The sequence below is a fragment of the Burkholderia sp. MR1-5-21 genome, assembly GCF_053427715.1.
The window spans coordinates 12,425-39,328 of sequence record NZ_JBSAXD010000047.1 but is presented as its reverse complement, the minus strand read 5'-3'; the positions used below and the strand labels follow the sequence as shown (position 1 = coordinate 39,328).

Annotated in this window: 25 protein-coding genes and 1 other RNA gene; 17 read left to right on the top strand and 9 right to left on the bottom strand. The window is 66.8% G+C overall.

Annotation, left to right across the window (positions count from 1 at the left end; genetic code table 11):
* Window positions 1-2 precede the first annotated feature (2 nt).
* The 7 genes from ACV229_RS37680 to trxA form a co-directional block, all read right to left on the bottom strand.
* The gene (locus ACV229_RS37680; RefSeq protein WP_448088123.1) at window positions 3-1,832 is read right to left on the bottom strand and encodes an ArnT family glycosyltransferase; all 1,830 of its coding nucleotides are present in this window, start codon (window positions 1,830-1,832) and stop codon (window positions 3-5) included.
* Between the two features lie 157 nt (window positions 1,833-1,989).
* Window positions 1,990-2,253 carry a type B 50S ribosomal protein L31 gene (locus tag ACV229_RS37675; protein ID WP_448088122.1) on the bottom strand — a complete coding sequence of 88 codons (264 nt, stop codon included), beginning with the start codon at window positions 2,251-2,253 and terminating at the stop codon, window positions 1,990-1,992.
* Window positions 2,254-2,410: 157 nt separating this feature from the next.
* Complete coding sequence (locus ACV229_RS37670; RefSeq protein WP_448088121.1) at window positions 2,411-3,244, bottom strand: M90 family metallopeptidase; 834 nt, start codon at window positions 3,242-3,244, stop codon at window positions 2,411-2,413.
* Between the two features lie 38 nt (window positions 3,245-3,282).
* Window positions 3,283-4,839 (bottom strand): MFS transporter, encoded by a 1,557-nt coding sequence (locus ACV229_RS37665; RefSeq protein ID WP_448088120.1) that lies wholly within the window; start codon window positions 4,837-4,839, stop codon window positions 3,283-3,285.
* Window positions 4,836-5,336, bottom strand: coding sequence for a MerR family transcriptional regulator (locus tag ACV229_RS37660; protein ID WP_448088119.1), 501 nt, complete (start codon window positions 5,334-5,336; stop codon window positions 4,836-4,838). The genes ACV229_RS37665 and ACV229_RS37660 overlap by 4 nt, the downstream gene beginning before the upstream one ends.
* Before the next feature lie 137 nt (window positions 5,337-5,473).
* Window positions 5,474-6,736 carry a transcription termination factor Rho gene (rho, locus tag ACV229_RS37655; protein WP_006478662.1) on the bottom strand — a complete coding sequence of 421 codons (1,263 nt, stop codon included), beginning with the start codon at window positions 6,734-6,736 and terminating at the stop codon, window positions 5,474-5,476.
* A gap of 208 nt (window positions 6,737-6,944) precedes the next feature.
* Window positions 6,945-7,271 carry a thioredoxin TrxA gene (trxA, locus tag ACV229_RS37650; RefSeq protein WP_006402348.1) on the bottom strand — a complete coding sequence of 109 codons (327 nt, stop codon included), beginning with the start codon at window positions 7,269-7,271 and terminating at the stop codon, window positions 6,945-6,947.
* Between the two features lie 371 nt (window positions 7,272-7,642).
* On the opposite strand from trxA, the gene ffs reads away from it, so the two are divergent.
* The 10 genes from ffs (at window position 7,643) to ACV229_RS37600 (ending at window position 17,113) form a co-directional block, all read left to right on the top strand.
* Window positions 7,643-7,741: signal recognition particle sRNA small type (gene ffs, locus ACV229_RS37645), an RNA gene on the top strand.
* 126 nt (window positions 7,742-7,867) lie between these two features.
* Window positions 7,868-10,198, top strand: coding sequence for a DNA polymerase III subunit gamma/tau (gene dnaX / locus ACV229_RS37640; protein ID WP_448088118.1), 2,331 nt, complete (start codon window positions 7,868-7,870; stop codon window positions 10,196-10,198).
* Window positions 10,199-10,292: 94 nt separating this feature from the next.
* Window positions 10,293-10,619 (top strand): YbaB/EbfC family nucleoid-associated protein, encoded by a 327-nt coding sequence (locus ACV229_RS37635; protein WP_017332240.1) that lies wholly within the window; start codon window positions 10,293-10,295, stop codon window positions 10,617-10,619.
* 31 nt (window positions 10,620-10,650) lie between these two features.
* Window positions 10,651-11,247, top strand: coding sequence for a recombination mediator RecR (gene recR, locus ACV229_RS37630; RefSeq protein WP_010092235.1), 597 nt, complete (start codon window positions 10,651-10,653; stop codon window positions 11,245-11,247).
* A gap of 49 nt (window positions 11,248-11,296) precedes the next feature.
* The gene (locus ACV229_RS37625; RefSeq protein ID WP_448088117.1) at window positions 11,297-12,502 is read left to right on the top strand and encodes a CaiB/BaiF CoA transferase family protein; all 1,206 of its coding nucleotides are present in this window, start codon (window positions 11,297-11,299) and stop codon (window positions 12,500-12,502) included.
* A 114-nt stretch (window positions 12,503-12,616) separates the two neighbouring features.
* Window positions 12,617-13,378, top strand: coding sequence for a 5'/3'-nucleotidase SurE (gene surE / locus ACV229_RS37620; RefSeq protein ID WP_448088116.1), 762 nt, complete (start codon window positions 12,617-12,619; stop codon window positions 13,376-13,378).
* Window positions 13,375-14,358 (top strand): protein-L-isoaspartate(D-aspartate) O-methyltransferase, encoded by a 984-nt coding sequence (locus tag ACV229_RS37615; RefSeq protein WP_448088115.1) that lies wholly within the window; start codon window positions 13,375-13,377, stop codon window positions 14,356-14,358. Before surE ends, ACV229_RS37615 begins: the two co-directional genes overlap by 4 nt.
* A gap of 5 nt (window positions 14,359-14,363) precedes the next feature.
* Entirely contained in the window at window positions 14,364-15,242 is an 879-nt protein-coding gene (locus tag ACV229_RS37610; protein WP_448088114.1) for a peptidoglycan DD-metalloendopeptidase family protein, read from the top strand.
* Window positions 15,243-15,253: 11 nt separating this feature from the next.
* On the top strand, window positions 15,254-16,333 hold the full coding sequence (gene rpoS, locus ACV229_RS37605; protein ID WP_448088113.1) for an RNA polymerase sigma factor RpoS: 1,080 nt from the start codon (window positions 15,254-15,256) through the stop codon (window positions 16,331-16,333).
* A gap of 3 nt (window positions 16,334-16,336) precedes the next feature.
* Complete coding sequence (locus tag ACV229_RS37600) at window positions 16,337-17,113, top strand: 3'-5' exonuclease (protein ID WP_448088112.1); 777 nt, start codon at window positions 16,337-16,339, stop codon at window positions 17,111-17,113.
* A gap of 15 nt (window positions 17,114-17,128) precedes the next feature.
* Here ACV229_RS37600 and ACV229_RS37595 read toward each other — a convergent pair whose 3' ends face one another.
* Window positions 17,129-17,983 (bottom strand): endonuclease/exonuclease/phosphatase family protein, encoded by an 855-nt coding sequence (locus ACV229_RS37595; protein ID WP_448088111.1) that lies wholly within the window; start codon window positions 17,981-17,983, stop codon window positions 17,129-17,131.
* 312 nt (window positions 17,984-18,295) lie between these two features.
* Here ACV229_RS37595 and rlmD point away from each other — a divergent pair, with 312 nt between their 5' ends.
* On the top strand, window positions 18,296-19,600 hold the full coding sequence (gene rlmD, locus ACV229_RS37590) for a 23S rRNA (uracil(1939)-C(5))-methyltransferase RlmD (RefSeq protein ID WP_448088136.1): 1,305 nt from the start codon (window positions 18,296-18,298) through the stop codon (window positions 19,598-19,600).
* Between the two features lie 64 nt (window positions 19,601-19,664).
* Here the strand turns inward: rlmD and ACV229_RS37585 are convergent, their stop codons facing one another.
* Window positions 19,665-20,360: a Bax inhibitor-1/YccA family protein gene (locus tag ACV229_RS37585; RefSeq protein ID WP_448076302.1), complete on the bottom strand. Its 696-nt coding sequence runs from the start codon at window positions 20,358-20,360 to the stop codon at window positions 19,665-19,667.
* Window positions 20,361-20,609: 249 nt separating this feature from the next.
* Here ACV229_RS37585 and ndk point away from each other — a divergent pair, with 249 nt between their 5' ends.
* The 6 genes from ndk (at window position 20,610) to ACV229_RS37555 (ending at window position 26,866) form a co-directional block, all read left to right on the top strand.
* Window positions 20,610-21,035, top strand: a complete 426-nt coding sequence (ndk, locus tag ACV229_RS37580; protein WP_011352265.1) for a nucleoside-diphosphate kinase — start codon at window positions 20,610-20,612, stop codon at window positions 21,033-21,035.
* 56 nt (window positions 21,036-21,091) lie between these two features.
* The gene (rlmN, locus tag ACV229_RS37575) at window positions 21,092-22,231 is read left to right on the top strand and encodes a 23S rRNA (adenine(2503)-C(2))-methyltransferase RlmN (protein WP_448088110.1); all 1,140 of its coding nucleotides are present in this window, start codon (window positions 21,092-21,094) and stop codon (window positions 22,229-22,231) included.
* A gap of 168 nt (window positions 22,232-22,399) precedes the next feature.
* The gene (locus tag ACV229_RS37570) at window positions 22,400-23,443 is read left to right on the top strand and encodes a helix-turn-helix domain-containing protein (protein ID WP_448088109.1); all 1,044 of its coding nucleotides are present in this window, start codon (window positions 22,400-22,402) and stop codon (window positions 23,441-23,443) included.
* Between the two features lie 76 nt (window positions 23,444-23,519).
* A complete protein-coding gene (ispG, locus tag ACV229_RS37565; protein WP_448088108.1) occupies window positions 23,520-24,824 on the top strand; it encodes a flavodoxin-dependent (E)-4-hydroxy-3-methylbut-2-enyl-diphosphate synthase in 1,305 nt (434 codons plus the stop codon).
* 16 nt (window positions 24,825-24,840) lie between these two features.
* Window positions 24,841-26,181 (top strand): histidine--tRNA ligase, encoded by a 1,341-nt coding sequence (gene hisS, locus ACV229_RS37560; protein ID WP_448088107.1) that lies wholly within the window; start codon window positions 24,841-24,843, stop codon window positions 26,179-26,181.
* Between the two features lie 55 nt (window positions 26,182-26,236).
* Window positions 26,237-26,866 (top strand): YfgM family protein, encoded by a 630-nt coding sequence (locus ACV229_RS37555; RefSeq protein ID WP_448088106.1) that lies wholly within the window; start codon window positions 26,237-26,239, stop codon window positions 26,864-26,866.
* The last annotated feature ends 38 nt before the right edge of the window (window positions 26,867-26,904 follow it).

Sequence of the window (26,904 nt, the reverse complement as noted above, 5' to 3'; positions counted from 1 at the left end):
CGTCAATCGTCCGTCTGTTGGCGCGGCTGGCGGCGCTTGACCGGCGTCTTCGGCCGCTCGATGCGTTCGTAGAGGCGGAAGCGCTCGTCGCGGTCGGCGACGCGGCGCCCTTCCCAGACGAGACGCCACACGTACTGCGACATCGAGCTTGGCTCGCCGAAATCGGCGCGGTCCTGGCGCAGGATCACGTCGCAGTCGCCGGAGAAGTCGAAATGCATGTTGCCGAAATACGCGAACGTCGCGATCTGCGCGTCGCCGAGCCGCACCGGCGAGATGCATTCGTAGTCGGCCGGCAGGTGCGTGGCGATCTGCTGCGCGACGTCGCGGTAGGTGCGGCCGTAGTTGACGATCGGCAGCCACAGCGTCATCAGCAGCACCCACATCAGCGTCGTGCCGGCGCCCGACAGCACGACGCTGCGCCACAGCACCTTCGGCTGCCGCGACACGCGCCATCTCGCGAGCATGAACCAGCAGACCGTGACCGCGACCGCGCAGACGAACGACAGCAGTTTGAAGTGCGGCTCGTAGCCGGGCACGAGCCGCGCGAGGTTGCGCGCGAGCGGATGCGGGAAGCCGGTGAGCGACGCGAGCCAGACGAGCCAGACGAAGCTGCCGAGGATCGTGAAGCTCAGCACCGCGAACCAGTCGATCGCGTTGATCGCGCCGCGCTTGAGCGTCGGCAGCGCGAACGTCGCGAGGACCGCGAGCGGCGGTAGCAGCAGCATGTACATGCGGTTCGACTGCTGGCTCTGCAGGATCACGAGCGCGACGAGCGGTACGGCGACCGACAGCGGGATCGCGACGTGCGCGCGCCGGCGCATGCCGGCCCAGCTCCACCACGCCCAGATCGCGAGGGGCCATGCGGGCCACGTGAAGAGCGGCAGGTTCTTCGCCGCGTACGCGAGCACGGCGGTCGGCGGGCCCGAGAAACGCATCAGGCTGCCGTGCACCCACTGGTTGAAGAACCACGCGGCGTCGTCGGGTGCCGCGACGAACGCGGCGAGCGGCCACAGCGCGAAGATCGCGGCGGCGACCAGCAGGCCGATCGCGGGCAGGCGCAGGTTGCGCATCTCCGGCGCGACGAGCCACAGCGCGGCGGTGCCGGCGATCAGCGCGACGACGAGCACCGGGTTGCCCGACAGCGCGACGAGGCCGATCGCGAGCCCCCACCACAGCGCGCCCTGCACGGGCTTGTCGATGCTGCGCACGATGCCGTACACGAGCATCGCGATCCACGCGAACTGCGCGAGCTGCGGCGTCGTTTCGTGTCCGCGTTCCGCGAGGCCGAAGCAGGCGAGCAGGATCAGCAGCGCGCCGTCGGCGAGCGTGCGGCCGTAGTCGCGCGGCTCGGGCTCGCCACCGAATGCATATTTGAACGGCTGGACCTCGGCGCGGCGGCCGAGCAGATACGCGGCATACCAGACGAATGCACACGCGACGCAGAACAGGATTCCCGTGTCGAGCCGCGACGCGTTGCTCGCGTCGACCCAAGGCCCAAGCGCGCGGATCCACAGCGCGCCGAGCCAGTATCCGAGCGGCCCGTCCGTCGTGATGAACTTGCCGACGAGATTCGGCAGCAGCCAGTCGTGCCAGCCGCCCGTGGCCATCGTCCACATCACGCCGAAGCCTGCCGCGTCCTCGTTCTTCCACGGATCGCGGCCGAACAGGCCGAACGCCGCGTATATGAGGCAGAGCGTGAGCAGCAGCCAGCGCGGCAGCGCGCGCGTGGCGGAGGCGGTGAGACGAACGACTGGCTTCATGCAGATCAGCGATTTGTTATGGGCGTGGCCCGCGCGATGCCGCGCGGCGAGCCGGTTTTGAGCATCCGGCATTGTAGACGTGCCGGCCGGTGCGCGTCAGCGGCGTCGTCCGACTGCTGGCCGTGGCGATCCGACGAGCAGAGACAAAAAGCGGAGACAAAAAAGGGCAGCCTGGGCTGCCCTTTGGTGCGGTACCGGTGCGATGCGACCACCGGATGCGGTGCGAAGCTTACTTCGCGACCTTGCCGCTGGCGCGTGCGCCGAACTTGTTCTTGAACTTCTCGACACGGCCGGCCGTGTCCATGATCTTCTGCTGGCCGGTGTAGAACGAGTGCGATTCCGACGACACTTCGATCTTGGCGAGCGGGTAGGTCTGGCCTTCGAATTCGATGGTTTCACGCGTCTGGATCGTCGAGCGCGTGATGAACTTGAAGCCGTTCGACATGTCTTGGAAGACGACTTCGCGGTAATTCGGGTGGATGCCTTCTTTCATGGTCTTTCCTTGGTGAGAGCGGTAGCCAACCCGCCGCTTGCCGCTCCGAATCGCGCGTTTTGCGCGAGTCGGCTGGCGTCAAGCCCGGCGCGAGCCACTTGCCTAAGGTCGAAAAACGGCGATTATGCCAGAAAATCAGACGGTTGGCGATTAATTTTCAGCTCGCGTCGAGCGCGCCGGTCCTGGCCGGATCCTGCCGGTAGTAGCGCGCGAGCAGCCGGTACAGCTCCGGAAATTCGGACTCGAATGCGCGCGGGCGCACGAACAGCGCCTCGCTGCAGACCGCGAAGAACTCGGACGGGTGGTCGGCCGCATACGGATCGATCAGCGAGTCCCGCTCGAAGCGCGCCCACGCCCGGTCCGGCACCGCATCGACGCGTGTGCAGAACTGGTCGTACGCGTTGTCGAACACGTCGGCCCATGCCTGCGCGTCGAGGTGCGGCGCATGCCAGCGGCGAAAAAGGGGCGGATAGCCGTCGGCCGCGCCGTTGATCATGTCGATCTTGTGCGCGAACTCGTGGATCACGACGTTGTACGCGTCGCGGCCGTCGGTCATCTGCGCGTCCTCCCACGACAGGATCACCGGGCCGCCTTCCCAGGCCTCGCCGCTCGCGTCCTGCTCGATCTCGTGGACGACGCCGTCCTCGTCCTGCACGGTCTTGCGGATCACGAACTCGCCCGGATACACGACGATGCCGACCCAGCCGTCGTACAGCGACAGGTCGAGATTGAGCACCGGGACGCAGGCCTGCACCGCGATGCCGACGATCATCGCGTCGGTCAGCTCGAGGCCGTGCGCGGTCGTGAACGACTTCTGCGCGAGGAACAGGCTCGTCAGCTCGCGCAGCCGGCCGAGTTCGTCCGGTGCCAGGTAGTCGAGGAACGGCAGCCGGTCGACCGTGTCGCGCCAAAGCGCATCGGGGATCGGGTGGCTGCGCAGCGCGCGGTCGCGGCGGCGGTGGTCGAGCCAGCGGGTCAGTTTCGAAAGCATGGAGGCGGCAAGCGGGAGCCCAAAGCCTGTCTTTTAACTCAATCGATGTCTTTTTGCCATGCCGCGAAGAGCCCGCCGCACACGGCGACGCCCGCGAGGAAATAGAATCCGTCGAGCGTCGCGAGGAACGACGCCTGTTGCGCGACCATCCGGGCGATCGACCCGATCGCGAGCGCGTGCGCATCTTGCAGCACGTGTCCGGCGGCCGCATAGCTGCGGGTCAGCGCGTCGACCGTCTGCTGGAACAGCGGATCGAACACGTTCGCACGCTCGACGAGGCGGGTCTGATGCACGGCAAGCCGATGCTGTTCGATGATGATCACCGACGCGGTCGCGAACGAGATCGTCAGCTGGCGCACGATGTTCTTGAGCCGGTAACCGTGCGTGTATTCGTCGAGCTCGAAGATCCGGAACGTCAGGTTCGCGACCGGCAGCACGATGAACAGCAACAGCAGGCCACGCAACAGCAGTGGCAGGATCAGTGCCGCTTCGCCGACCTGCGGCGTCATGCGCGTCATCCATAGCGCGGCGTACGCGGCGACCGCGAAGCCCGGCACGATGATCCACTTCTTGTGCGTGATCAGCTTCGCGTAGCGCAGGTACGCGAACAGCGCGGTCGCGGAGACGAGCGACATCGTGCCGACGAGGCGCCCGGCGTTCTCGACCGGGTAGCCGAGGCCCGTTTCGAGAAAGCGCGAGGTCAGGTAGCTGAAGCCTGTCGACTCGTAGTAATAGAACATGTAGAGCAGGAGGCCGACCTGGAAGGTGCGCTGGCGGAGCGCGTGCAGGCGCACGAGCGGCGTCGGGTGGTGCCACTGGTGATACGCGAACCACACGAGCGCGCCGAGGCCCGCGACCGTCAGCAGGATCAGCATCGGCGAGCCGCTGTAGAGCTGGTAGCGCACCTGCTGCATCACGACCTGCAGCGCACCCTGCGCGAGCGCGAACACGACGTATGGCCAGAAGTGTCCGGTGCCGCGTTCGTCGTCGGGCGTGTTGCCGGTGTCGGGCAGCGTGAGCAGCGCGAGGATCGCGAACGCGATGCCGGCGGGCGCCGTGCACGCGAACAGCGCGCGCCACGTCGAATGCGCGACGAGCAGGCCGCCGACGATCGGCGCGAGCGCGCTGCCGAGCAGGATCAGGATCAGGAACGCGCGCGTTGCGGGCGGCCGCTCCTGAGGCTTGAAGCTGACCTGGATCAGGATCCGGCACGCGCCCATCATCGGGCCGATGAAGTAACCCTGGAAGCCGCGCGCGAATGCGAGCTGCAGCGACGTATCGGCCAGTGCGGACGCAATCGCGCCGAACGAGAACATCAGCATGCAGCCGGCGACGTAACGGCGGTGCCCGAGTCGATCGATCCACCATTGCTGCTGCAGGATGCCGAGCACGGCTGCGACCGCATACGCGCTCGACGACCACACGAGCTCGTCGGGCGACGCGTTGATCCCGCCAGCGATGTAGCTTGCGAAGAACGAGAACGTCGCATTGTCGAAGTAATCGATGCCGGTGACGAGCGCGAGCGCCCACGGGAACAGGTCGGCGCGCAGGTTCGCGCGGCTCCACAGCGGCGTGCGGCCCGGCGGTGTATTCATGCGCGGCCCTTGCGCGAGCGGCGCCCGCTCGCTTCGGCCTGCCGCTGCGCGATCAGCGCATCCGCGTTTTCGCCGGTGAGGCGCCGCTCCACGTAGTCGATGTCGTGCTGCAGTTCCTTGCGCAGCGCGATCGCTTCCTTCAGTTCGCGCTCGACCGCCGCGATGCGCCGGTCGAGCGTGTCGACCTGCGCGGCGAGGCCGGTGCGGATATCCCGCAGCGATGCGTCGGAATAGCGGCGACGGCCGTCGCCCGTTTCTTCCAGCGGGCGCTTCAGCATTTCGGTGATGCCGTGCAGCGAGAAGCCGAGCGCGCGCAGCCGCAGGATGCGTGCGAAGCGTTCGAGGTCGGCTTCGTCGTAGAGCCGGTAGCGGCCCTCGCTGCGCGACGGCGTGACGAGCCCGCGCTCCTCGTAATACTTCAGCGTGCGCGGCGTGACGCCGAGCCGCGCGGCGGCGTCGCTTACGGTCAGCAGCGGGGCGGGGTTGTCGGTGGGCATCGGGGCAGTCGGTCAGTGGGGTTGTCTGTCGGTCGGGCGCATTGTAGATCAACGTGTACGTTCACGTTCAGGTTGGCGCGAAAAAACGGCCGCCGGCAAACTGCGCGGGCGGCCGTCGTATCCGCTGCGAGGGGCGATCAGCCGCCGCGGCGCATCAGGTCGAAGAACTCGGAATTGCTCTTCGTCTGGCGGATTTTGTCGAGCAGGAATTCCATCGCCTCGACTTCGTCCATGTCGTGGATGAATTTGCGCAGCACCCAGATCTTCTGCAGGATCTCGGGCTTGATCAGCATTTCTTCGCGGCGCGTGCCCGACTTGTTCAGGTTGATCGACGGGTACACGCGCTTTTCCGCGAGTCGGCGCTCGAGGTGCACTTCCATGTTGCCGGTGCCCTTGAACTCTTCGTAGATCACGTCGTCCATGCGGCTGCCGGTTTCGATCAGCGCGGTGCCGATGATCGTCAGCGAGCCGCCTTCCTCGATGTTGCGCGCCGCGCCGAAGAAGCGCTTCGGACGCTGCAGCGCGTTTGCGTCGACACCGCCCGTCAGCACCTTGCCCGATGCGGGGATCACGGTGTTGTACGCACGCGCGAGACGCGTGATCGAGTCGAGCAGGATCACGACATCGTGCTTCATCTCGACGAGGCGCTTGGCCTTCTCGATCACCATTTCGGCGACCTGCACGTGGCGCGTGGCCGGTTCGTCGAACGTCGACGCGATCACTTCGCCCGCAACCGAGCGCTGCATTTCGGTCACTTCTTCAGGACGCTCGTCGATCAGCAGCACGAACAGGATCACGTCCGGGTGGTTCTGCTTGATCGCGTGCGCGATGTGCTGGAGCATCACGGTCTTGCCCGACTTCGGCGACGCGACGAGCAGGCCGCGCTGGCCCTTGCCGATCGGCGCGATCATGTCGATGATGCGGCCCGTGACGTTTTCCTCGCCGCGCATCTCGCGTTCGAGCGAAAGCGGCTTGTTCGGGTGCAGCGGCGTGAGGTTCTCGAACATGATCTTGTGTTTCGAGGCCTCGGGCGGCTGCCCGTTGACTTTGTCGACCTTGACGAGTGCGAAGTAGCGCTCGCCGTCCTTCGGCGTGCGGACTTCACCTTCGATCGTGTCGCCGGTGTGCAGGTTAAAGCGGCGGATCTGCGACGGGCTGATGTAGATGTCGTCGGTGCTCGCGAGGTACGACATTTCCGGCGAGCGCAGGAAGCCGAAGCCGTCCGGCAGCACTTCGAGCGTACCGTCGCCGAAGATCGTCTCTCCCGTCTTGGCGCGCTTTTTGAGAATGGCGAACATCAACTCCTGCTTGCGCAGGCGGTTCGCGTTTTCGATCTCCAGGCCGTTGGCCATTTCGATCAATTCGGACACGTGCAGAGACTTGAGCTCGGATAAATGCATACGGAGATCCCGCCAGGGAGGAGAAGCGACGAAAGAAAAAAGGGAGGAGGGCGAGCGGAAGCGCTCTGAGGCTTAATGCGTCTTGTAGACGTTTTTTGATTCTAGCATACGCCGATTCGCGCTTGAGCGGCCGATCGGCGGCTTTGCGGCGGACGTGTTGCCGGTTGACAACACGTCCGCGAACTTGCCGGAATGGTCCTGGCCTGGATTACAGGTGGCTGTCCAGGAACGCGGTGAGCTGCGACTTCGACAGCGCGCCGACCTTCTGCGCAGCAGCGGCGCCGTTCTTGAACAGGATCAGCGTCGGGATGCCGCGCACGCCGAACTTCGCGGGCGTCGCCTGGTTGTCATCGACGTTGATCTTCGCGATCTGCAGCTTGTCGCCGTAATCCTTCGCGACTTCGTCGAGGATCGGGGCAATCATCTTGCACGGGCCGCACCATTCGGCCCAGAAATCGACGAGCACGGGCTTGTCGGATTTGACGACGTCCTGTTCGAACGATGCGTCGCTGATGTGTTTGATCTGTTCGCTCATTTGGTCAATACCTCTTTCGGTTCGGGGACTGCCTGCTTGGCGCCTTCCGGCGCGCCGGCCGCCCGGCGGGCTGCCGGCCGCTGCGGCAGGTAGCTCCGCACTCCGGAAAAGAAGGGCGTAAGCGCTGCGTACCGCGGCTCGCGGGTCATTCGGGCGTCATATTAGCCTAAATTGCTATCTGCTGCGGGCGGCGATAGTAGCCGCTATGCAAGTAGGGGTACGACGCGCCGACGACCGTTGCGCGATGCAGATGGAGGCCGCCACGCAAAATACAAGAGGGCGGGTGCGCCGGCAATCGCGTGTGCCGGTGTCCGCACATTCGTGCGAATAAACGGTCGCATTCGGCGGCGAGCGATGATAGAATGCGACGTGACGGGCCTCCTCGCATGGTGGGCCGGTGAACCTGGTCAGGTCGGGAACGAAGCAGCCACAGCCGTTTTCCGCCAGTGCCGAGGGTCGGGCTCGTCACCTTCCTTCTCGCCCCATTCGCCGGGCGTTTTTTATTTCCCGCCCATTCGCCTTCACTCGTTTCCGCATCCGTGTTCCGTACCGTTTCGCGTGTCGGCGCGACGCAGTGTTGCTGATACAATTTCCCGATGACCTATCAAGTTCTCGCACGCAAGTGGCGTCCGAAGGATTTCGCTTCGCTCGTCGGCCAGGAGCACGTCGTCAGAGCGCTCACGCACGCGCTCGACGGCGGGCGTCTGCATCACGCCTATCTGTTCACCGGGACCCGCGGCGTCGGCAAGACGACGCTGTCGCGGATCTTCGCGAAGGCGCTCAACTGTGAAACCGGCGTCACGTCGCAGCCGTGCGGCGTGTGCCGCGCGTGCCGCGAGATCGACGAAGGCCGCTTCGTCGATTACGTCGAAATGGACGCCGCGAGCAACCGCGGCGTCGACGAAATGGCCGCGCTGCTCGAGCGCGCGGTGTATGCGCCCGTCGATGCGCGCTTCAAGGTCTACATGATCGACGAAGTGCACATGCTGACGAACCACGCGTTCAACGCGATGCTGAAGACGCTCGAAGAGCCGCCGCCGCACGTCAAGTTCATTCTCGCGACGACCGATCCGCAGAAGATCCCGGTCACGGTGCTGTCGCGCTGCCTGCAGTTCAACCTGAAGCAGATGCCAGCCGGGCACATCGTGTCGCACCTCGAGCGCATTCTCGGCGAAGAGAAGATTGCATTCGAGCCGCAGGCGCTGCGCCTGCTCGCGCGCGCCGCGCAAGGCAGCATGCGCGACGCGCTGTCGCTGACCGACCAGGCGATCGCCTACTCGGCGAACGAGGTGACGGAGTCGGCCGTGTCGGGGATGCTCGGCGCGCTCGACCAGACCTACATGGTGCGCCTGCTCGACGCGCTCGCGGCCGGCGACGGCACCGAAGTCCTCGCGATCGCCGACGAGATGTCGCTGCGCAGCCTGTCGTTCTCGACCGCGCTGCAGGATCTCGCAAGCCTGTTGCACCGGATCGCATGGGCGCAGTTCGCACCGGGTTCGGTGCTCGATGAATGGCCGGAGGCGGCCGACCTGCGGCGTTTCGCGGACACGCTGAGTCCGGAGCAGGTGCAGCTGTTCTACCAGATCGCGACGGTCGGACGCGCGGAACTCGGCCTCGCGCCGGACGAATACGCGGGCTTCACGATGACGCTGCTGCGGATGCTCGCGTTCGAGCCGGCCGCGAGCGTCGGCAGCGCGCCGGTCGGCCAGCCGTCGGCGGCGCGCGCCGTGCCGGGGCCGCGGGCGGCAATGCCGGCCGCGGCTGTGAAGCCGGCTTCGGCCGCGCCGTCCGAGACGATGCGTGCGCCTGCCGCCGCTGCACCGGCCGTTACAGTTGCTCCTGCACCCGTCGCGCGTCCGGCTGCCGCGAGTTCGCCGCAACCGGACGACGGTGCCGGCAAGCCGCCAGCCACCACCCCGGCGGCCATGCCGGCTAGCGGAAGCGGTGCGCCGCAAGCCGTTGCCGGGATCGACGCTGCCGAAGGCGGCGCGCGAGCACCCGCCGTGCCCGTTGCCGCCAAGGATGACGAACCCGCGCCGCCGGCCGAGCCCGCGCCGCGTGCCGCGGCGGCAGAGCCCGCCGCGCGCGCCGCATCGCGCACGGGCGGTGCGGCCGCCGCGCTCGACGTGTTGCGCAACGCCGGCATGCGCGTATCGACCGATCGCGCGCGCGCGCCCGCGGCAGCAGCGAAACCGGCAGCGGCCCAGCCGGCTGCCGCGAAGCCTGCCGCGTCGCGCCCGGCCGTACAGGTGCCGACGCCGCGCGCCGCGGACCGCGCGCCGCAGGCCGACACGCGCCAGGCGCCGCCCCCATGGGAAGACATTCCGCCGGACGAGTACGTGCCGCTCAGCGCGGACGAGATGTTCGGCGGGCCGCCTGACGACGGTTTCGTCCCGGTGTTCGACAGCGGGCCGGACGACGTGCGCGTCGCGCCGAAGCCGGCGGAGTCGCGGCCGGCCGCGCCGGTCGACGCGCGTCCGCTGCCGCCCGCGATCACGCTCGATCCGATCGGCTTCGACGGCGAATGGCCGGCGCTCGCCGCGCGGCTGCCGCTCAAGGGCGTTGCATACCAGCTTGCTTTCAACAGCGAGCTGACGGCCGTCGACGCGACGACGCTCAAGCTGTCCGTGCCGGTGCCGCAGTATGCGGACGCCGCGCAGGTTGCGAAACTGAAGGCCGCGCTCGCGGATGCGCTCGGCAAGCCGGTCGACGTCGCCGTCGAAGTCGGGCCGGCGCGGCGCACGGCGGCGGCGCTCGACGCGGCTGCCCGCGCGGCGCGCCAGCGCGACGCGGAGCAGGAGATCCATGCGGATCCGTTCGTCCAGCAGCTCGTGCGCGAGTTCGGCGCGCGCATCGTCGAAGGCTCGGTGCGGCCGCTCGCGGATGCAGCCGCGCCGGCGGACGGCGTGCCGCCGACGCTGCATTGAACGGACCGCGTAGCGACACGCTCAACCCCATTCACCTACACAGGCCGGCACGCGCCGCGTGCCGGTGTTCACACGATCAAGAAGGAGTATTCCCATGTTGAAAGGCAACATCGCCGGACTGATGAAGCAAGCGCAGCAAATGCAGGAAAACATGAAGAAGATGCAGGAGCAGCTTGCGCAGATCGAGGTCGAAGGGCAGTCGGGCGCGGGCCTCGTCAAGGTCACGATGACCTGCCGCAACGAAGTGCGCCGCGTGTCGATCGACCCGAGCCTGCTCGCGGACGACAAGGACATGCTCGAGGATCTCGTCGCCGCCGCGGTCAACGATGCGGTGCGCAAGGCCGAAGCGACGTCGCAGGAAAAGATGAGCGGCATGACGGCCGGCCTGCCGCTGCCGCCGGGCTTCAAGCTGCCGTTCTGAGCGCAGCGCCCGTTTCCCCTTTCGTCGAAGTATGAAACAGCCGTCCGCCTTGTCCGCCCTCGTCGAAGCGCTGCGCGTGCTGCCCGGGGTCGGCCCGAAATCCGCGCAACGCATGGCGTACCACCTGATGCAGCACGATCGGGAGGGCGCGGAGCGGCTCGGCCGGTCGCTGCTGTTCGCGACCGAGCACCTGCAGCACTGCGAGAAGTGCAACACGTTCACGGAAGCCCAGATCTGCGAGGTCTGCAGCGACACGGAGCGTGACCCGACGCTGCTGTGCGTCGTCGAGACGCCCGCCGACCAGATCATGCTCGAGCAGACGATGACCTATCGCGGGCTATATTTCGTGCTGATGGGGCGGCTGAGCCCGCTCGACGGCATCGGCCCGAAGGAAATCCATTTCGACCGCCTGGTGCGGCGCGCGTCCGACGGCATCGTCAAGGAGGTCGTGCTCGCGACCAACTTCACGAACGAAGGCGAGGCCACCGCGCACTATCTCGGCCAGACGCTGAAGGCGCGCGGGCTCGCGGTCACGCGCCTCGCGCGCGGCGTGCCGGTCGGCGGCGAACTCGAATACGTCGACGCGGGCACGATCGCGCGCGCGATGCTCGACCGCCGCACGATGTAATGTCGGCCGCCGCCATGCCGGCGAGCCGTTCCTCATGCCAGGGAGACACATGAGCACCAGCCAGGGCCCGCTCGCGGGCGTCAAAGTGCTCGAATTCGGTACGCTGATCGCGGGGCCCTTCGCGTCGCGGCTCTTTGCCGAATTCGGCGCGGAAGTCATCAAGATCGAGGATCCGAAAGGCGGCGACCCGCTGCGCAAGTGGCGCAAGCTGCATCCGGAAACGGGCGGCACGTCGCTGTGGTGGTCGGTCCAGGCGCGCAACAAGAAATCCGTCACGCTGAACCTGAAATCGGACGCCGGCAAGACGATCGCGCGCCAGCTCGCGCGCGAGGCCGACATCGTGATCGAGAATTTCCGCCCGGGCCTGCTCGAGAAGCTCGGGCTCGGCTACGACGTGCTGTCGGCCGACAATCCGGGCCTCGTGATGGTGCGCCTGTCCGGCTACGGACAGACGGGCCCGTATCGCGACCGGCCGGGCTTCGGCGCGATCGCCGAGTCGATGGGCGGGCTGCGCCACATCACCGGCTATCCGGACCTCCCGCCGCCGCGCATCGGCATCTCGATCGGCGATTCGATCGCCGCACTGCACGGCGTGATCGGCGCGATGATGGCGCTGCATCACCGCAACGTGAACGGCGGCGCGGGGCAGGTGGTCGACGTCGCACTGTATGAAGCCGTGTTCAACATGATGGAAAGCGTCGTGCCGGAGTACGGCGTGTACGGGATGGTGCGCGAGCGTACCGGCGCGTCGCTGCCCGGCATCGTGCCGTCGAACACCTATGCGTGCCGCGACGGCAGCATCGTGATCGGCGGCAACAGCGACCCGATCTTCAAGCGGCTGATGAAGGCGATCGAACGCGACGACCTCGCCGACGATCCGGCGCTCGCGCACAACGACGGACGCGTGCCGCGCACGCGGGAAATCGACGACGCGATCGCCGCATGGCTCGCGCCGCGCACGATCGACGCCGCGCTCGAGGTGCTCAATGCGGCGGACGTGCCGGCCGGGCGGATCTACAGCGTGGCCGACATGTTCACCGATCCGCAGTTCGTCGCGCGGCAGATGATCCAGCGCTTCAAGCTCGCCGACGGCGCCGAGATCCCGCTGCCGAACATCACGCCGAAACTGTCCGGCACGCCGGGCGACACACGCTGGCTCGGCCCGGAACTCGGCGAGCATACCGACGAGGTGCTGCACGGTCTCGGCTACGACGCGCAGGCGATTGCAGCGCTGCGCGACGCGGGCGCGATCTGACCGGAAGGCCGCGGCACGCCGTCGCATTGTGCGGCGGCGCGCGGCGCGCGAATGCACGTTCCGGCACGCCGGACTGTCGCTCTCGCGCCATCTTTCCTCGGTTACAATCGCCGGATGCGAATCCTACTCAGCAACGACGACGGCTATCTCGCCCCCGGTCTCGCGGCGCTTCACGACGCGCTGCAGCCGCTGGCCGAGCTCACGGTGACGGCGCCCGAGCAGAATTGCAGCGCCGCATCGAACTCACTGACCTTGTCGCGGCCGCTGTCGGTTCAGCGCTCCGCGAGTACGGGTTTCTTCTATGTGAACGGCACGCCGACCGATTCCGTCCACATCGCGCTGACCGGCATGCTCGACGCGAAGCCGGATCTCGTCGTGTCGGGGATCAACAACGGCCAGAACATGGGCGAGGACACGCTCTATTCGGGGACAGTTGCGGCGGCGACCGAAGGCATCATGTTCGGCGTGCCCGCGATCGCGTTCTCGCTGGTCGACAAGGACTGGGCGTATCTCGCCGATGCGGCGCGCGTCGCCGCCGAGATCGTGCAGCACTATCTCGCGCATCCGCTGCCCGGTCATCCGTTGCTGAACGTCAATATTCCGAACCTGCCGTATGACGCGCTGAAAGGCTGGAAGGTCACGCGTCTCGGCAAGCGTCATCCGTCGCAGCCGGTAATCCGCCAGACCAACCCGCGCGGCGAGCCGATCTACTGGATCGGGCCGGCGGGCGCGGCGCTCGATGCGAGCGAAGGCACCGATTTTCATGCGGTCGCAAACGGTTTCGTATCGATCACGCCGCTGCAGCTCGATCTCACGCACACGCAAATGCTGTCCGCGACGCAAGACTGGGCGCGCGCCGGAGGGCGCGCTTCATGAGCGGCCAGCGCGCGAAGCGGTTCCCGCTCGCGCTCGAGGACCTCAAGCGAGCGCCGCGCAAGACCGAAGGACGGACAGGCGAGCGCCACGCGGCAGGCGAGAGCGCCCGCCAGCGTGTGTCCGCCGGTGCGCCGGCGAACGCGCAGGACGGTCGGCCGTCGCGCGGCGGCGTGGCGGTACTCGCGTCGACCGCGGACAAGTCGGGCGCGTCCAGGTCGACCGCGCCGACACCACTCGTGCCGAAACCGGTTGCATCGAAGCCGGCTGCAGGCGCATCGAAGTCCGCCGCGCCGAAGCCCGCCGCCGCGCCGAACGTCGCGCTCACGGGAACCTTCGCGCTGACGTCGGAACGCGTGCGCGAGCGGATGGTCGAACGACTGCGCGCGAACGGCGTGACCGACGCGCGCGTGCTGGAGGCAATGGCCGCGGTGCCGCGCCACATGTTCGTGGATCCGGGGCTCGCGACGCAGGCCTACGAAGATTCCGCGTTGCCGATCGGCCACCAGCAGACGATTTCGAAGCCGTCGGTCGTCGCGCGAATGATCGAGCTTGCGATGGCCGGCCGGACCCTCGAGCGCGTCCTGGAAATCGGCACGGGTTGCGGCTACCAGGCCGCCGTGCTGAGTCACGTGGCGCGCGACGTGTATTCGATTGAACGCATCAAGCCGCTCTACGAGCGCGCGAAGCTGAACCTGCGGCCGCTGCGTGTGCCGAACATCCGTCTGCATTACGGCGACGGGCGCGTGGGCCTGCCGTCTGCGGCGCCGTTCGACGCGATCGTGATTGCCGCGGCGGGGCTCGACGTGCCGCAAGCGCTGCTCGAGCAGTTGACGATCGGCGGGCGGCTCGTCGCGCCGGTCGGCGCGCAAAGTGGACAGCACCAGGTGCTCACGCTCGTCGAGCGCGTCGCGCACGCGCAATGGCGGGAGTCGCGGCTTGATCGCGTTTTCTTTGTCCCTTTAAAATCCGGAGTGATTTGAAACCGATGAGTATGTTGCGCGCGATGCAAAACAACCGTTCCAAGGAACCGCTCACGCTCGCCCAGCGCGCGATCTGTGTGGCTGCGTTCACCACGCTACTGGCCGCCTGTGCAACGCGGCTCGATAACGCGCCCGTCGTCGACCGCTCCGGTTCGCTCGGCACGACGCCGGCCGCGCAGCCGGCGGTGCCGCTCGGCCCGCCGCCTCCGGGTTATTACCGTGTGAAGCCGGGCGACACGCTGTACCGGATCGCCCTCGAGAACGGGCAGAACTACCGCGACATCGCCGCGTGGAACAATCTGGCGAATCCGAATCAGATCGAGGTCGATCAACTGCTGCGCGTCGCGCCGCCGGGCGGCGCGGCGGTCGCGGGTGCGCCGGCCACCGCGCCGGTGATGGGCGGCGCCGTCGCGACCGCGCCGCTCAGCAGCGGCCCGGCCACGCCGGCTGGCGCTTCGGCCGGCACGCCGCCGGCTGCCGCGGCTGCATCGAGCGACACGACGGCGGCACCGAGCGGCCCCGTGACGTTCGCGTGGCCCGCACGCGGCCCCGTGCTGAACAATTTCGACGACGCGAAGAACAAGGGCGTCAACATCGGCGGCTCCGCCGGCGAGTCCGTGAAGGCGGCCGCGGACGGCCGCGTCGTCTACGCGGGCAATGGCCTGCGCGGCTACGGCAACCTCATTATCATCAAACACGATGCAACTTACCTCACGGCATATGCACACAATCGCGCTTTGATGGTAAAAGAGGGGGACGCGGTGACGAAGGGGCAGAAGATCGCCGAAATGGGTAACAGCGATGCCGACCGCGTGATGCTGCATTTCGAGGTTCGCCGTCAGGGTAAACCTGTCGATCCGCTGAAGTACTTGCCGCCTCAATAACCGAGACGAACATGCCGAAATCGAAGCGCCACGATCCGCAAGCCGAGTCTGAGAAAGTCAGTCGCGCCACGCAGGTGGAGCGGGCTGGCGCTTCGACCGACGACGAAGACGACGTCGCGGACAACGAACGCGAATTCGAGGCGCGCGACGCCGATTCGGATGGCGACGACGAGCGCGAAGGCAACGCGACCGCGGCGCCCGATCTCGACGATTTTCGGGCGTTGCTGCAGGCGGAACTGACCGCCGACACGATCCAGCACTACCTGAACCGCATCAGCGTCAAGCCGCTCCTGACCGTCGAGGAAGAGCAGCGCTATTCCCGCCTGGCGAAGGCCGGCGAATTCGAGGCGCGGCAGGTGATGATCGAGCGCAATCTGCGGCTCGTCGTCAGCATCGCGAAGGGCTACCTGAATCGCGGCGTGCCGCTGCTCGACCTGATCGAGGAGGGCAATCTCGGGCTGATGCACGCAATCGAGAAGTTCGATCCGACGCGCGGCTTCCGCTTCTCGACCTACGCGACGTGGTGGATCCGGCAGAGCATCGAGCGGGCGATCATGAACCAGGCCCGCACCGTGCGCCTGCCGGTGCACGTGATCCGCGAACTGAACCAGGTGCTGCGCGCGAAGCGCCACCTCGAAAAGAACTCGATGTCGACGGGCGAGGCGGCCGAGCGCCGCGAAGCCAGCATCGACGACATCGCCTACCTCACCGGCAAGACCGCCGAGGAAGTCACCGACATCCTCGCGCTCAACGAACATACGGCGTCGCTCGACGCGCCGCTCGATCTCGACCCGGCGAGCAGTCTGCTCGATCTGCTGCCGGACGACCAGAGCCAGTCGCCGGACGCCGAAGTGCAGCACCGCGAGCTCGAGACGCTCACGCGCGCATGGCTGTCGCGTCTGTCCGACAAGCACCGTCACGTGATCGAGCGCCGCTTCGGCCTGAACCACATCGAGCCTGCAACGCTCGAGGAACTCGCCGACGAGATGGGATTGACGCGCGAGCGCGTGCGGCAGATCCAGCAGGAAGCGCTGGTGCGCCTCAAGCGGTTCTTCGCCTCCAACGGCGTTCGCAAGGACGCCGTCCTGTAACTGATGACTCCGATTCTTGTTTTTGACATCGAGACGATTCCCGATGTCGACGGCATTCGCCGTCTCGAAGATTTGCCTGCGACGCTCGACGATGCGGCGGTGGCCGAGCATGCGTTCGCCGCGCGCCGCGAGAAGACGGGCAGCGATTTCCTGCCGCACCACCTGCAGCGCGTCGCGGCGATCTCGTGCGTGTTTCGCGACAACAACGGCTTTCGCGTCCGCTCGCTCGGTACGCCGCAGGATGATGAAGCGACGCTGATCCAGTCGTTCTACCGCGTGATCGAGAAATACACGCCGCAGCTCGTGTCGTGGAACGGCGGCGGCTTCGACCTGCCGGTGCTCCATTACCGCGCGCTCGTGCACGGAATCACCGCGACCCGCTACTGGGATCTCGGCGAGGACGACCGCGACTTCAAGTGGAACAACTACATCTCGCGCTATCACTCGCGGCACACCGACCTGATGGACGTGCTCGCGATGTACCAGGCGCGCGCGAACGCGCCGCTCGACGCGCTCGCGAAGCTGTGCGGGTTTCCCGGCAAGCTCGGGATGGACGGCAGCCAGGTCTGGACGGCGTTCCGCGACGGGCGCATCGAAGAGATCTGCAACTACTGCGAAACCGACGTCGTCAACACGTACCTGCTCTATTGCCGGTTCCTGCTGATGCGCGGCGGCCTGACGCCGAGCGAATACGCGGACGAGATCCTGCTCGTCAAGAACGCACTCGCGCAGGAGCCCGCGGCGCACTGGGCCGAGTATCTGGCCGCATTCGACGCATAGCGCCGGTCAAGCCGGTCAATCCAGTTCGAGCACGATCGGCTGGTGATCGGACGCGCGCGTGTCGCCGTCGATCTCGCATCGCGTGACGCGTGGCAGCAGCGTGTCCGTGACGAACACGAAATCGCACGCGAGCGGCCCTTCGGACCATTGCACGGTGTCGTATACGCCGGCCGTCGGCGGCGGCGTGAGCCCCGGATGGCGCGCGGTCCACGCGTCGACGAAGCACGGCGCGTCGTCGAGCGGTTCGATGAGGCGCCGATATGCGTCGCTGCCGTATGCGCTGTTGAAGTCGCCGCAGACGATCGCATCGCGCGGCTGCGCGGTTCCGCTGAACGGGCCATTCTCATTCTCGGCCCGCGCGGGGCGATCGGCGTGCGCGCAGGCTTCGCGATGCCGGTCGCGAAGTGCGTCGACCTGTGCGCGCCGCTGCCGCGCGGAATAATATTCGAGATGGGTGGTCGTCACGCGCAGCGGGCCGGACGCGGTCGTCAGCTCGACCTCGAGCGCGACGCGCGGCATCGACGGTGTGGCATCGTCCGCCGGCCATGGCAGCAACTGGCGCATCACGCGTCCGACCGGCAGGCGGGCGGCGATGGCGTTGCCGAACTGGCGGCGCGGTGCGCCGGGCGCGGCGGGCGGCAAGTCGGCGCCGATCGCCTCGACGATCGTGTAGCCGGGCAGCAGCGCGGCGAGTTCCGCGAACTGGTCGGGGCCAGGGTGGCCGGCCAGCGCGCCGAATCCGCGGGTGACTTCCTGCAGGCACAGCACGTCGAAATCGCCGAGCTGGCGCGCGGCGGCGATCGTGCGGGGCAGGTCGACGGCGCCATCCGCGTCCCGACCCCATTGAATGTTCCAGTCGATCAGTCGCATGCTCGAATCTCCTGTGTCGATCGGAGTTGGCGCTTCAGCGCTTACTCCGATCCCATGCTTCGCGGTCGATCGGAGTCGGCGCTTCAGCGCTTACTCCGATTCATGCTTCGCGGTCGATCGGAGTTGGCGCTTCAGCGCTTACTCGGGTCCCATGCAGAGCCGGCGAGGCGGTCCATCGTCTACAATCTCGCCTTCTTCAACGTTTGTCAGGAAAAGCTGGTGTCTGAAGCCGCCCCCACTTCTGCGCGCAAGTTGAAAAGCGTGCCCGCCGCGCCCGATAGCGCCCCGGTTCTCGAGATCGAATCGCTCGACATGGAAGCGCGCGGTGTCGGCCGCGTGACGACCGAGGATGGCGAGCCGGGCAAGGTCATCTTCGTCGAGGGCGCGCTGCCCGGCGAACGCGTGACCTATTCGAGCTACCGCCGCAAGCCGAGCTACGAGCAGGCGCAGGTTGTGGATATCCTGCGCCCGAGCGTGATGCGCACGCAGCCGAAATGCAAGTTCTTCGGCACCTGCGGCGGCTGCTCGATGCAGCATCTCGACATGCGTGCGCAGGTGGCGATCAAGCAGCGCGTGCTCGAGGACAACCTGTGGCATCTCGCGAAGCTGCGGGCGGAGACGGTGTTCTCGCCGATCCACGGCCCGTCGTGGGGCTATCGCTACCGCGCGCGCCTCACGGTGCGCAACGTCGTGAAGAAGGGCGGCGTGCTGGTCGGCTTCCACGAGAAGAAGAGCAGCTACGTCGCCGACATGACGAGCTGCGAGGTGCTGCCGCCGCACGTGTCGGCGATGCTCGTGCCGCTGCGCCGGCTGGTCGAGGGGTTGTCGATTCGCGACCGGATGCCGCAGATCGAACTGGCGGTCGGCTCCCAGGTCACGGCGCTCGTGCTGCGCGTGCTGGAGCCGATCAACGCGGACGACGAAGCGCTGCTGCGTGCGTTTGCGGACGAGCACAATGTGCAGTTCTGGCTGCAGCCGAAGGGGCCGGACACGGTGACGCCGTTCTATCCGCTCGACGTGCCGCTCGACTACACGCTGCCCGAGTTCGGCATCCGCATGCCGTTCAAGCCGACCGACTTCACGCAGGTGAACCACCAGATCAACCGGGTGCTGGTCGGCCGCGCGCTGCGCCTGCTCGCGCCGTCGCGCGACGACCGCGTGCTCGACCTGTTCTGCGGGATCGGCAACTTCACATTGCCGCTCGCGCGTCTCGCGCGCGAGGTGATGGGCATCGAGGGCAGCGACACGCTGACGACGCGCGCGCTCGCGAATGCGCGCGAAAACGGCGTCGACGGCCACACGACGTTCGCTTGCCGGAACCTGTTCGAAGTGACGGCCGACGACATCCGTGCGCTCGGTGCGTTCGACAAGTTCCTGATCGATCCGCCGCGCGAGGGTGCGCTCGCGGTATCGAAGGCGCTGGCGGACATCGCGCAGAGCGGCGAAGGGCCGCTGCCGCGCCGGATCGTCTACGTATCGTGCAACCCGTCGACGCTCGCGCGCGATGCGGGCCTGCTCGTGCACGAGGCCGGCTACCGGCTGAAGGGCGCAGGCGTCGTCAACATGTTTCCGCATACGTCGCACGTCGAATCGATCGCGCTGTTCGAGCGCGACTGACCGCGCGGGCGGCGGGCATGAAAAAACCGGCCCTTGGGCCGGTTTTTTTGCAACGGAGGAAACGTCAGTTGCGGTTGCCGCCGAAGATGCCGAGCAGCGCGAGCAGGTTCGTGAACACGTTGTAGAGGTCGAGGTAGATTGCGAGCGTCGCGGTGATGTAGTTCGTCTCGCCGCCGTTCACGACGCGCTGGACGTCGAACAGCATGTACGCGGAGAAGATCGCGATCGCGAGCACCGACACGGTCAGCATCAGTGCGGGCAGCTGCAGGAAGATGTTCGCGACGGAAGCCAGCAGGATCACGATCACGCCCATGAACAGCCACTTGCCGAGCCCGGAGAAGTCGCGCTTGCTGACGGTGGCGATCGTCGCCATCGCGGCGAAGATGATGCCGGTGCCGCCGAACGCGAGCATGATCAGCGACGGGCCGTTCGAGAAACCGAGGATGAAGCTGAGCAGGCGCGACAGCATCAGGCCCATGAAGAACGTGAAGCCGAGCAGCACGAACACGCCGGCTGCGCTGTTCTTCGTGCGCTCGATCGCGAACATGAAGCCGAACGCGATCGCGAAGAACGCGAGGAGGCTCATCGTCGGGCTGGTGGCGGCGAACAGCGAGAAGCCGGTTGCGACGCCGACCCACGCGCCCAGCACCGTCGGCACCATCGATAGCGCGAGCAGCCAGTAGGTGTTCCGCAGCACGCGATTGCGAACCTCGACGGTGCTGACGGTACCGCCGCGGCCGAAATTGTACGAGTCGTTCATGGTTTCTCCTAACATTGAACGCGTGGGCGTCCGGGGCCGGTCTGGCGCGCGCGGTGTGCGGCGCAGCAAACCGGTGCAGCTATGGCTAAGATACGTTCCGCGCCGGGAGGTTTCAATGGTCGGCCGGCGCAAAACTTATGGATTTTGAACCTTTCATGCGTGTAAGGGTTCAATCGCAATGATACACGGGATCGTGCTACAATAGCGGATTCATTTGGAAGTGTAACTTCTTAATTTCTTGGAGTTTTTATGGCAATCGAGCGCACCCTGTCGATCATCAAGCCGGATGCGGTGGCAAAGAACGTGATCGGCCAGATCTACAGCCGTTTCGAAGGCGCCGGCCTGAAGATCGTCGCATCGCGCATGGCGCACCTGTCGCGTGCCGACGCTGAGAAGTTCTACGCGGTCCACGCAGCGCGTCCGTTCTTCAAGGACCTCGTCGATTTCATGATCTCGGGTCCGGTGATGATCCAGGTTCTGGAAGGCGAAGGCGCGATCCTGAAGAACCGCGACCTGATGGGCGCGACGGATCCGAAGAAGGCCGAAAAGGGCACGATCCGCGCAGACTTCGCCGACAGCATCGACGCAAACGCGGTGCACGGCTCGGACGCTGCGGAAACGGCAGCCGTCGAAGTCGCGTTCTTCTTCCCGGAAATGAACGTCTACTCGCGTTAAGCACTGACTGACATTCAGGCAGGCAGGATTCAGCGCACGCGGCAAGGCAGGGCACCATGACGAGCGAAACTTCCGTCAATCTTCTCGACTTCGACGCCGAGGGCCTTGTCGCGTACTGCGGCAGCCTTGGCGAGAAGCCGTTCCGCGCCAAGCAGTTGCAGCGCTGGATCCACCAATACAACGCCGGCGATTTCGACGGCATGACCGATCTCGCGAAGTCCCTGAGGGAAAAGCTCAAGGGCCGCGCCACGATCGCGATGCCGGATATCGCCAGCGATCACGTTTCCGCCGACGGCACGCGCAAGTGGCTGATCGACGTCGGAAACGGCAATGCGGTCGAAACCGTGTTCATCCCGGAAGAGACGCGCGGCACGCTGTGCGTGTCGTCGCAGGCGGGGTGCGCGGTCAACTGCCGCTTCTGCTCGACGGGCAAGCAGGGCTTCTCCCGCAACCTGTCGACGGGTGAAATCATCGGCCAGCTGCGGATGGCCGAATTTGCATTGCGTGCGTCGCTCGGTCGCGCGCCCGGCCCGAACGGCAAGGCTGAACGGGTGATCACCAACGTGGTGATGATGGGCATGGGCGAGCCGCTTCTGAACTACAGCGCGGTCGTGCCCGCGATGCGGCTGATGCTCGACGACAACGCGTACGGCCTGTCGCGCCGCCGCGTCACGCTGTCGACGTCCGGCGTGGTGCCGATGATGGACCGCCTCGGGGCCGAACTGCCGGTCGCGCTGGCCGTGTCGCTGCATGCGCCGAACGATGCGCTGCGCGACGAACTGGTGCCGCTCAACAAGAAGCATCCGCTTCGCGAACTGATGGCCGCGTGCCAGCGCTATCTGAAAGTGGCGCCGCGCGACTTCATCACGTTCGAATACTGCATGCTCGACGGCGTCAACGACACCGAAGCGCATGCGCGCGAACTGCTCGCGGTCACGCGAGACGTCCCGTGCAAGTTCAATCTGATCCCGTTCAATCCGTTTCCGGAGTCGGGGCTCATTCGTTCCAAGCCGGAACAGATCAAGCGCTTCGCGCAAGTGCTCATCGATGCGGGCGTCGTCACGACGGTGCGCAAGACGCGCGGCGACGACATCGACGCCGCGTGCGGCCAGCTGGCCGGCGCCGTGAAGGATCGCACGCGCCTCGCGGAACGGACGGGGACAGCAGGGAAAATTATCGAGGTCCGGGCGGTATAACGGGGATACCCGGCGGGGATGCCCGGGCTTTTTGGCGGTACAACACGCGAATAGCGATCGGTCGCGGCGCCAGGTGCGCCGCGCATGGTGTATGGACGGCGCGCGGGCGCCGCACCGGCAGGAGCCGGCAACGCCCGCCAGTGAAGAAGAATCGACGCGAGGACAAGGATGAGTGAGCCGCAGCCGTCAAACGGTGCAGAGACGAACGCCGGCAAGCCGGCAACGGCCGGGCTGGAGTCGCTGGCGGCCGTCGGGAGCCGGTTGGCGCAGCTTCGGGAGGCGAAGGGCTGGACGGTCGATGACGTGTCGGCGCGGCTCAAGGTCGCACCGCCGAAGCTGCGGGCGCTCGAGGCGGGCGACATCAGCCATCTGCCCGGCGTGACGTTTGCGCTCGGCGTCGTGCGCAGCTACGCGAAGATGCTCGGCGTCGATCCGGAGCCGTTCGCGCAGGCGCTGCGCCGCGAGCGCGGCGTGCAGGAAGTGGATCTGTCGATGCCGGCGTCGTCGGGGACGGATCTGCCGCGCGGGCGCGTGTCGATTCCGCTCGGCGGCTCGTCGCGCCATCGGCCGTGGATGTGGGGAACGGCTGCCGCCGTCGTCGCGGTGATCGCCGCGGCGATGTGGCACACTGGCGGCGATTCGTCGAACTGGCTCGCGCGCTTCAAGGGTGGCGATGCGCAAGGCGCCTCCGCTGCGCAGGCGCCGGTTGCGGCGGCGTCGTCCACTGGCGAAGCGAGTGCGGCCGCCGCATCGTCGGTCATCGCCAATCAGGTTTCGGCTCCGGTCGGGACGTCGGGTGCGGCGTCCGGTGCCGCCGCGGCAGCGCCGCAAACGGTGGCGTCGGCTGCGCCGGCGCCGGCCGCGCCGGTGTCGCAGCCCGCTGCGGCGGCGCCGGCGGCGAGCATGGCAATGGCGGCCGCGAGCGCGGCAGTCGCCGAGCCGGCGAGCGTCGTGGTCGCGGCAGGCCAGTCGGTCGTCGAACTGAAGGTCAAGCAGGACTGCTGGTTCAGCGTGCGCGACAAGAGCGGCAAGGAGCTGTTCTCGGCGCTGGTACGCGCCGGCGAAACGAAGCAGGTTGCGGGCGACGGCCCGCTCAAGGTCACGATCGGCAACAAGGCGGGCCTCGACACGATCGCGTTCGACGGCAAACCCGTCGATCCGGCAAAATATTCGGCAGCGCGGGGGAACGTGGCTCGGTTCACGTTGCCCTGACGTCAAGCGCCGTGGCACGGCGCTTTTTCAATTCATGTGCTGCGTTGCGGCGCATTCCGCGTAAATGGATCTATCGATGCAATCCGAAGCTCAATCCCCACGCAGCAGTCAGATTTGTTCAACCGAGCCGGTGTTCGGCGGGCATGCGCCGCGTCGCGTGTCGCATGCGGTGAATGTCCGTTGGGGCGGGCAGCTCGTGACGATCGGCGGCAACTCGCCGGTGCGCGTGCAGTCGATGACGAATACCGATACCGCGGACGCGATCGGTACCGCGATCCAGATCAAGGAACTCGCGAACGCGGGCTCCGAGCTGGTGCGCATCACGGTCAACACGCCAGAGGCAGCGGCAGCCGTGCCGGCGATCCGCGAGCAGCTCGACCGGATGGGCGTGACGGTGCCGCTCGTCGGCGATTTCCATTACAACGGTCATCTGCTGCTGCGCGACTATCCCGGCTGCGCGGAAGCCCTGTCGAAGTACCGGATCAACCCCGGCAACGTCGGCCAGGGCGCGAAGCGCGATACGCAGTTCGCGCAGATGATCGAAGCGGCGATCAAGTACGACAAGCCGGTGCGGATCGGCGTGAACTGGGGTAGCCTCGACCAGGACCTGCTCGCCCGCATGATGGACGAGAACGGCGCGCGCACGGAACCGTGGGACGCGCAGAGCGTGATGTACGAAGCGCTGATCCAGTCGGCGATCGGCTCGGCCGAGCGCGCGGTCGAACTGGGCCTCGGCCGCGACCGCATCGTGCTGTCGTGCAAGGTGAGCGGCGTGCAGGACCTGATCGCCGTATACCGCGAACTCGCGCGCCGCTGCGGCTTCGCGCTGCACCTCGGGCTGACCGAGGCGGGCATGGGTTCGAAGGGTATCGTCGCATCGACGGCAGCGCTCGGCGTGCTGCTGCAGGAAGGCATTGGCGACACGATCCGCATCTCGCTGACGCCGGAGCCGGGCGCGCCGCGCACGGGTGAAGTGGTCGTCGGCCAGGAGATCCTGCAGACGATGGGCATGCGTTCGTTCGCGCCGATGGTGATTGCTTGTCCGGGCTGCGGCCGCACGACGAGCACGCTGTTCCAGGAACTCGCGATGCAGATCCAGACCTACCTGCGCGAGCAGATGCCGGTCTGGCGCAAGACCTATCCGGGCGTCGAGACGATGAACGTCGCGGTGATGGGCTGCATCGTCAACGGCCCGGGCGAATCGAAGCACGCGAACATCGGCATCAGCCTGCCGGGTTCGGGCGAGAACCCGGCCGCGCCTGTCTTCATCGACGGCGTGAAGGCCAAGACGTTGCGCGGCGAACGCATCGCCGAAGAATTCCAGCAGATCGTCAGCGATTACGTCGAACGCACCTACGGCCGCGCTGCGGCACTGAACTAATTCGTCAACACACACGATGACTGAACAAAAACGCAAGATCGAGAAGCTCGCGGGCGTCAAGGGTATGAACGACATCCTCCCGCAGGATGCCGGCCTGTGGGAATTCTTCGAAGCCACCGTGAAGTCGCTGTTGCGCGCCTACGGCTACCAGAACATCCGCACGCCGATCGTCGAGCACACGCAGCTCTTCACGCGCGGCATCGGCGAGGTCACGGACATCGTCGAGAAGGAGATGTACAGCTTCACCGACGCGCTGAACGGCGAGCACCTGACGATGCGTCCGGAAAACACCGCGGCCGTCGTGCGCGCGGCGATCGAGCACAACATGCTGTACGACGGCCCGAAGCGCCTGTGGTACATCGGGCCGATGTTCCGCCACGAGCGTCCGCAGCGCGGCCGCTACCGCCAGTTCCACCAGGTCGGCGTCGAGGCGCTCGGCTTCGCGGGCCCGGACGCGGATGCGGAAATCATCATGATGTGCCAGCGCCTGTGGGATGACCTCGGCCTGACCGGCATCAAGCTCGAGATCAACTCGCTGGGCCTCGCGGAAGAACGCGCGGCGCACCGCGTCGAGCTGATCAAGTACCTCGAGCAGCACGTCGACGCGCTGGACGCCGACGCGCAGCGCCGCCTGTATACGAACCCGCTGCGCGTGCTCGACACGAAGAATCCCGCGCTGCAGGAAATCGCGCAGAACGCGCCGAAGCTGATCGACTTCCTCGGCGACGAGTCGCGCGCGCACTTCGACGGGCTGCAGCGCCTGCTGAAGGCGAACAACATTCCGTTCACGATCAACCCGCGTCTCGTGCGCGGTCTCGATTACTACAATCTGACCGTGTTCGAGTGGGTCACCGACAAGCTCGGCGCGCAGGGCACGGTGGCGGCCGGCGGCCGCTACGATCCGCTGATCGAGCAGCTCGGCGGCAAGCCGACCGCCGCGTGCGGCTGGGCGATGGGCATCGAGCGCATTCTCGAGCTGCTGAAGGAGGAGGAGCTCGCACCGGATCAGGACGGCGTCGACGTCTACATCGTGCACCAGGGCGAAGCGGCGCGCGAGCAGGCGTTCATCGCGGCCGAGCGTCTGCGCGACACGGGCCTCGACGTGATCTTCCACTGCAGCGCTGACGGCGCGCCGGCGAGCTTCAAGTCGCAGATGAAGCGTGCCGACGCAAGCGGCGCTGCATTCGCGGTGATCTTCGGCGAAGAAGAGATCGCGAACGGCACGGCGGGCGTGAAAGCGCTGCGCGGCACGGGCGACGATGGGGAAAAGAACGTTCAGCAGACCGTACCGGTCGAAAGCTTGACCGAATTCCTAATCAATGCGATGGTTGCATCCGCCGAAGACGGCGACGACTGATCGCGCCGGCGTTCGCTCGACAACAAAGGCCTGAACAGGAAGGAATCGCTCGCCGATGAGTTATCACGACGAACAAGAATCGATTGAAAGCCTCAAGGCGTGGTGGGCCCGCTGGGGCAACCTCACCACGTGGATCGTCCTCGCGGCGCTCGTCGTCGCAGCCGGTTTCAACGGCTGGAACTTCTGGCAGCGTCGCCAGGCCGTGCAGGCGTCCGGGCTGTACGAGCAGGTGCAGAAGGCCGCCGCGGCAAACGACAAGGCGACGATGGCCCGCGCCGCCGCCGACATGGAAGACAAGTACGGCGGTACGCCGTATGCGCAGATGACGGCGCTCGCGGCCGCGAAGGTGCTGTACGCCGCGGGTGATACCGCCGGTGCAAAGGCGCAGCTGCAATGGGCGGCCGATCACGCGAAGGACGACGAGTACAAGCAGATCGCGAAGCTGCGCCTCGCGTCGCTGCTGCTCGACGAGAAGGCGTACGACGCGGGGCTCGCGCTGCTGTCGGGCACGCCGGTCGATGCGTTCAAGGGCCTCGTGGCCGATCGCCGCGGCGATCTGCTCGCGGCACAAGGCAAGGCCGACGACGCGCGCAGCGCGTACAAGCTCGCGCTCGACAGCCTGCCCAAGGAAGACCAGTCGGCGCGCCAGCTCGTGCAGTTCAAGCTGGACGCGCTCGGCGGCTGAGTGCCGGCCCCCTCAACCTCTTAACTTTGCTTCGCTAA